Genomic DNA, 7,004 nt, shown 5'->3' with positions numbered 1-7,004 from the left:
CTTTATCCGTTTCCATATATCTGATAATAACACTGTGCCTTTGACATATCTCATATGAAAACTGCTTTATATCATCTGATATCTGTCTCGAAACCAGTAATTTCTTCCTATATTTGCAGACGAAAATAATGTGATATTGTAATAAGTATTTATGTCTGTTTTTAGATTTCCATGTTCCCATACCATGAGCATACAATAATTTCTGATTTTTAGCTACCTTAACCCACCGTCTAAAGCCAGTGGAATTGCGGTAGCCTTATTTCAACAATGCTTCGACTTCAGCCCGGGTCGCAAGCTGTTCGGAAAATGCGCTCGCGCTTCCGGATGCAATCCCCATGTGGAATGCATATTCGTAATCCTTTTTTTCAAGGTATCCTGCGATAAAGCCCGCTACCATCGAGTCTCCTGCGCCAACCGCGTTGACAACCTTTCCCTTCGGCACAGGGCTCATATATTCGCGCCCGTTCTCGTCAATCAGCACAGCACCTTCTCCTGCCATGGATACGAGGACGTTTTTCGCGCCTTTCTCCTGCAGCTTTTTCGCATAAGGGATGACCTCTTCCCTTTTTTTAAGCTCTACGCCGAAAATCTCACCCAACTCATGGTTGTTTGGCTTGATTAAAAACGGGCGATAGGGAAGTACATTCATCAACAAATCCCGCGTCGCATCGACTGCGATTTCAACGCCTTTGTCCTGCAGATCCGCCATGATGTCCATGTAAATCGTATCCGGCATGGACTGCGGAATGCTTCCCGCGAGCACGAGGATGTCACCTGCCTTTAACTGATTGATCTTCTCCCGAAGCGCCGAAACCTGATCCGCCGCGATGTCCGGTCCCATTCCGTTGATCTCCGTCCCGTCAATGTTTTTCAGTTTCACATTGATTCGGGATACTCCCTCTGAAAGTGTCAGAAAATCCGCATGGATGCCATCTGCCGCAACCTTCCGTCTGATTTCCTCTCCGACAAAGCCTGCCAGAAATCCGAATGCTGTGCTTTCAAAACCGAGATTTTTCAAAACATAGGACACATTGATTCCTTTTCCGCCGGCAAGCATCTGTTCATAGGATGTGCGGTTCGTAGCTCCTAATCTGAAATCGTCAACCCCTACGATATAGTCAAGCGACGGGTTAAACGTTACCGTGTAGATCATCTGCCCTCCTCCTTTCTTCTTCGCTTTTGTTAAGTTTATTGTATCGCCAAATTCGTTCAAATTCAATCGTATTCGTTCGCAAAAATGCAAATTCATTTTTGTCTATTTTGACGTTTTAAGGCTGTTTTTGAATGAGTTTGAATGTTTTAGTGCATTGGGTTGGTGTTCACGGGCGCAGGGCTTATCATTCATTTCCGTTTAATATCTCCACTAGTCTTTTTTCTTTAATAATAGCAATTCCCTGACTTTCATCGCCCAATAGGATCAGATTATCCCCTGGCTGAATATCAAATATTTTTCTTGCTTTTGCCGGTATCACAATCTGACCTTTCTCTCCCACTTTCGTGATTCCAAAAACATGCTTTCCCTTTGGCGGAACACCCAGGCCAAGATCATTGCTGTTTTCTCTGTCATAATTTACCAAATCATCCAGACTTACATCCAATACTTCTGCCAGGAGTTTACACTTCTCAATATCAGGTAAAGATTCTCCTGTTTCGTATTTTGAAAGTGTCTGTCTGCTTACACCAATCTTTTCGGCCAGCTCATCCTGCGAAAATCCATGCATTTTACGCAGGGATACAAGGTTGTCTTTAAACATCTTTTTTCTCCTTTTTCAGTCCTAATACACACCAACAGATAATCGGTATCCTTCTGATGATTTCATACAAAAGCAATGCTCCTGCAAATGCACTGATTCCTACAACTATATAGACAATTCCTTCCGGAAGTTCTGATGTAAAACTTCTAAGGTAATAAGCAACACAAGCTAATGGAAGATAATGAAAAACATAAATTCCCCAGGATTTTTTTAACATCCATCTTGATACTTTGTTTTCCGCGTTCCCATATTTTTTCATAAATGCCAAAATCGCAAGAATTGAAAACCAACAATAAATACAGGCAGGCAGATTATTAAGCACAGGAGCTACCGCATAATTTTCACCAAAATAATATATTGTGTAGAATATTCCTGTTGCACCAGCCACAATCAAAAAAATCCCCCACCATTTACTTAAGCGTTCAACAACCTCATCATGTGAAAAAATAAAATAACCTGTAAAAAAACAGAACCCGTAAATTCCAAACCGGTACACAGTTACTACCGGCGTATTAAGAACTTGTGAGAATCCATATACACAGACAGTTAACAAAACCAGCAGCCATACTGGTGTTTTTTCTCCTTTTTTCCAGATACGATCCCTTTCAAATTTTCTCACCAGCAGCAAAAGCATCGAAAAAATCCATAACACCTGTATATACCAAAGAACGCCGATTCCTGATATAGCCATGATCACATACCGAACTATTCCTGGAACTGACTCAAAACTTTCCAAAGCATCGCTGATTTTCATATTATAATATCCCAATATCCATTGAAAAACAAAAAGTCCAACGGTGGAAGGAACCAACAGCTTGCGTGTTTTATCTCGAATAAATTCTTTTACATTATGTTTTTCCATATAATATCTGACTGTCATACCAGACACCGTAAATAACAAAGCCATCATCCAGGGATATACAAAATATTGAAAAGCATCCTGCAGCTGTTGTTCTTTAAACGGACCGATTACTCCAAACGGCTGGACGCCGTTGTACATATAAATCACGTGATAAATTACAACAATGCAGACCGTGATCCAGCGAATATTATCCAGATATATTCTTCTTGTTTTATCCATATTTTCCCACCTTTGCAATTATTTTTAACATATTTTAGCATATAAAAAGTGGCCTTACGACCAACTTCCCTTAACATTATCTACTGAATTTTGTTAAAAATCGTTGCATTATGCTATCCCTTTATTCACAGCTTATTCTATTTCTTCTCATAAAAAAGATGCCAGGATTTCTCCTGACACCTCACAGTTGGTCTTCTTACCCTACCTACGGCTGCCTGTGAATGTCAGAAATCAACTTCTGTGCATCATAGGTCACTCCTCTTTCATTTGCGTGAAATTTTGTTTATCATATTCTGTTTGCCTTTCGTGTATGCGACCCTGTCATCTGCATACTTACTTTCAAGTTCTTCCTTTAATTTTTCATACTGCAATGCCACATTCTCATTGGCATTAAGATAATCCCTGAAATGAATATAATTCTTCCATTCGGTTCCGTTCCATTTTACAATATGAATATGATGTGTCCTGATATCCGCCTCCATATCACCCATTACATAAAGGACCTGATGTTCGACATCTGAACCGCGGTAAAAAATCCCTTCCTTCTCTAACTGCTCATTATGTGACATTATTTTCTCAAAGTCAGTTACCCCAACAGCAATATCAATAATCGGTTTTGCTTTAATTGCCGGTATTGCTGTACTTCCAATATGCTGTATATCAATAGCATCATCTCCTAATATAGATTTAAGTATTTTGATTGTTTGAATGGCAGCCTCATCCCACTGTTTATCATGTGGTTCAAGCTGCACTGTTCCTCTTTTTAATCCTAATGACATAGCAATCTCCTTAATATTATATCATAGCTACATATTATTCCGCCATATTTTTCAAAACATATGTTCATGACAGTTACTCCTGGCTTATCTATTCTGACCATCCCTTATAAATGGTTTCTTGATTTCTTTACTTAACAACTGACTGTATGCTTCTACCTTACGAAATGTGTTTCCTAACATTTCCCGATTCCTATATTCTCTAATAGCTTCCATATCAAACTCCGCATATAAAATCCCCTCTGTCTTATCGTCAGCCAGCAAAACTGTGTTATCAACACAGTTTCCATTTCTATCCCAACAAATGGGATTAAATGCACAGGAACATCCAGCATTATCTCCATTCGGATTTGCCATAGCAACTGCGACCATATTTTCATATGCTCTTGTAGAAAGTGCACTTACTCTTGGCTGCATAGAACCACAATCATTCGGTACAAGAATAACCTCTGCACCTTTCAGCATCAGTATTCTTGCGCTTTCCGGATACTCTCTGTCATAACAGATCATAATGCCTAATTGTATTCCTTCAAAATCGCACACCTTAAACTCTTTCCCTGACTCAACATTTTTTTCATCTGCAAAATCACATGTATGTACTTTAGAATACTTCATCAATATATTACCCGATTTGTCGATAACAAAGGCTGAGTTCTGCGGTTGTTTATTACCTTTTGTAAACGCAGTAAGTACTACGCCTACTTTATATTTTTTAGCATTCTCACATATTTTTGCAATTCTTAGATCATCATCTGCAATGCTTTTTTCATATGACATAGGCAAATCATATCCTGTAATAAAACATTCCGGCAGCAAAAGAATATCTGCCTGGTTTTCCGAAGCCTCTTTCATTGCCATAATGATACTTTCAATGTTCTTATCTATTTGTGCATGAATGGCACGTTTTTGTAATATTGCAACCTTAAACATTTTTATTTCCTCCTTGAAAAATTCCACTTCCCTGGAGAAGTTGATACCCTTGTTCTTTTCATCTCTTTACGCCAATCTCAATATTATGACTGCAGAATTCTTCACCGAGCATTTTTATCCGCATGCTATCTACCCTTAAATTCCTTCTCTATATGACAATGTTCCTGTTTGGCAGCCAACTTAAAACTGTAAAGCGGACATTCAGATTCCGTTTTCGCTTCTTTCTCATGAACACAGGTTGCGTTACAACTGCTTTCAAAGTCCAGTTCGATAATATATGGCATCCAATCTATAATTCGCAGAAAATCTTCACAGCCAAAATTATTATCATAAAAATTCAATATCGTACTAAGGGCAGTACCATGGGTTCCTATAACAATATCTTTATCCGTATTATCTGATAAAATCTCATTCAGTGCCTCTATGTTACGTTTTTGCACCATAGCAATAGACTCTCCACCTTCTTCATGATAATTATGATCAGCCCATCGTTTCTGGAACATTCCGTGATTGTTTCCATCAGGCCCTTTTTCGCGCTCCCTCAATCTCTCATCTGTTATAATCTCTTTTGTGAAAAAATCTGCTGCCTCTGCAATGGTATCCATACTACGTTTATACGGACTACAATAAAACGCATCTATTTTCTTATCCTTCAAAAATTCCAGCACAATTGCAGAATCTTTCTTACCTTCTTCCGTCAAAGGTCTTGTCCTGTCATCTTCCCAATCGTGTTCCGGCTGCGCGTGACGGACGAAATAAACTCTTGTCATTTGATCAGCTCCATTTCATCTACCATTACCTTTACAGGCTTTCTCTTAGGAATAATCCTAACCGTTCCATCACCTGCTCATCTCAAGTATTCTTTTACTTCCATCTGTAATTCGTCACTGAAGTCTGATAAATCATCATATGTAATTACTTTCAGTCTAATAAGCCGAACAATATCCCATATCACCTCTGACTTACTCATCTCCATGATAACTCCCGGATGACGCTTATCTTCTTTTATCCGTTTTTCAAGTTCCCAGAATTTCTCTGATGCAGGCTTTTTATCATCATTCAGAAAATTTACATACTCTTTAACAAGACCTTCCATATAATTTTCCTGCCAGCCTGATAATCTTTCTCGAAATAATTTCCAATCCTTTTTGCTTATGTTCATGATTTTGAACCTCCTCAGTCTCATGTTAGTCTCAACAAACAATTTCAGAAATGAAACTGACTTGAGACTACAACTTTATAATCCACCTGAAAATGCCAGTATTATCGCATTTTGCTATATCATAGAGTCTCACTCAGTCTCAAATCTCGTGAGACTTTGTTGAGACTAACTCCGGAATATCCTTGAGTGAAAGTTTGGGTGCCACAATGAGTGCCATATTTACTGTCATTCACTTACTTAATTTTCCATTCTCCACCATTATCCGGACCTTTTCGTTCTATGATATCTTTATCCTTTAATTCTGATATATATCTAGCAATTCTTCTATCCGTAACGTCTAAGGCTATTCTTAATTCATCAATAGAAATATTCGGGGTTTCCGAAATCATTTTTAGGATCTCACATGCTTTAGCAAGCTTCTTCTTAGAATACTCTGGCATTAACTTCTTAATTTTTTCTTCCGAAATTTCTATGACATTTTCTATGACATTTTCATTCACCTGTGTTGCATAATTAGTGCCATAATTCAGATTATACAACGTTAATGTAAAATCATCATTATCCGCCTCAAAGACTGGCATCTTGGTCTCATCAAATTCAACCTGTCCCTCATAGTCTGCCAATATCTTCTTAAATCCACTGCCTCTACGCTCCATGCATTTCAAGCGGCTGAATATATCAGCTAATATCGGATTTCTTCTCTTTGATGGAATTTTCAATAAATCTTTTCCTTCTAAAGATATCCCGCTTACGTAAACGCACCATAGCAAGTACCTTGACAATCTTAAGCCACTTTTGCGGCCTGATATAAATTTTATTTTCGAATGTTTTCCGGAAGCGCTGGTAACCATGGGAGCAGTTCTTCCAGAAATTTGCGGTCTATGTCTTCCATGTATTCCGAGATTACGGTCAGCAAATGTTCAAAGTACTCGTAGGATTTTAAATTGTTTGCCTTTGCTGTTTCTGCAATACTGTAGATCACAGCAGAAGTCTTTGCTCCGTTTATGGTATCAATGACCTGTTAGTTCTTTTTTCCAATGCAGAAGCCGCGGATCGCACGTTCTGAGGCATTATTATCCATCGGAACATCTCCACCTTCCAGGAACACCCGCAGATATTTTCCCTGGTTCAGAAGGTAAGTAAATGCAGCTTCCAGCTTCCCTTTTACCACGATCTGTTCTTTTTTCTGTTTCAGATGCAATGCCACTATAATTTCAACAGATTCATTACCAGTTTTACCATCACTTCTTTTTCTTCTGGTTTTGATTCTGCAATCATCAATGTAATTGCTACTAACGTTC

At 38.6% G+C, this 7,004-nt stretch carries 8 protein-coding genes and 2 pseudogenes; all 10 read right to left on the bottom strand.

The window, feature by feature from the left end; translation table 11 throughout:
- Positions 1 to 181 (bottom strand): transposase (locus tag ACLTOQ_RS08360; RefSeq protein WP_412319291.1); only part of this gene is annotated, 181 nt, incomplete at its 3' end.
- Between the two features lie 75 nt (positions 182 to 256).
- Positions 257 to 1,153 (bottom strand): 1-phosphofructokinase, encoded by an 897-nt coding sequence (pfkB, locus tag ACLTOQ_RS08355; RefSeq protein WP_412319240.1) that lies wholly within the window; start codon positions 1,151 to 1,153, stop codon positions 257 to 259.
- A 184-nt stretch (positions 1,154 to 1,337) separates the two neighbouring features.
- The gene (locus ACLTOQ_RS08350; protein WP_117962727.1) at positions 1,338 to 1,754 is read right to left on the bottom strand and encodes a helix-turn-helix domain-containing protein; all 417 of its coding nucleotides are present in this window, start codon (positions 1,752 to 1,754) and stop codon (positions 1,338 to 1,340) included.
- Positions 1,747 to 2,835: an acyltransferase family protein gene (locus tag ACLTOQ_RS08345; protein WP_412319239.1), complete on the bottom strand. Its 1,089-nt coding sequence runs from the start codon at positions 2,833 to 2,835 to the stop codon at positions 1,747 to 1,749. Before ACLTOQ_RS08345 ends, ACLTOQ_RS08350 begins: the two co-directional genes overlap by 8 nt.
- Positions 2,836 to 3,098: 263 nt before the next feature.
- Positions 3,099 to 3,614, bottom strand: coding sequence for a GrpB family protein (locus tag ACLTOQ_RS08340; RefSeq protein ID WP_412319238.1), 516 nt, complete (start codon positions 3,612 to 3,614; stop codon positions 3,099 to 3,101).
- An 84-nt stretch (positions 3,615 to 3,698) separates the two neighbouring features.
- Positions 3,699 to 4,541, bottom strand: coding sequence for a carbon-nitrogen hydrolase family protein (locus ACLTOQ_RS08335; RefSeq protein WP_412319237.1), 843 nt, complete (start codon positions 4,539 to 4,541; stop codon positions 3,699 to 3,701).
- Positions 4,542 to 4,666: 125 nt separating this feature from the next.
- Complete coding sequence (locus tag ACLTOQ_RS08330; protein WP_412319236.1) at positions 4,667 to 5,311, bottom strand: histidine phosphatase family protein; 645 nt, start codon at positions 5,309 to 5,311, stop codon at positions 4,667 to 4,669.
- 69 nt (positions 5,312 to 5,380) lie between these two features.
- Positions 5,381 to 5,703 (bottom strand): annotated as a pseudogene (locus ACLTOQ_RS08325) (hypothetical protein).
- Positions 5,704 to 5,936: 233 nt separating this feature from the next.
- Complete coding sequence (locus tag ACLTOQ_RS08320) at positions 5,937 to 6,554, bottom strand: ATP-binding protein (protein ID WP_412319235.1); 618 nt, start codon at positions 6,552 to 6,554, stop codon at positions 5,937 to 5,939.
- Positions 6,518 to 7,004 (bottom strand): annotated as a pseudogene (locus ACLTOQ_RS08315) (IS66 family transposase); the annotation flags it as partial. The gene ACLTOQ_RS08320 and the pseudogene ACLTOQ_RS08315, both read right to left, overlap by 37 nt.

Source organism: Gallintestinimicrobium sp. (genome assembly GCF_046968865.1).
GTDB lineage: Bacteria > Bacillota > Clostridia > Lachnospirales > Lachnospiraceae > Gallintestinimicrobium > Gallintestinimicrobium propionicum.
This window is presented reverse-complemented; position numbering and strand designations above follow the sequence as displayed.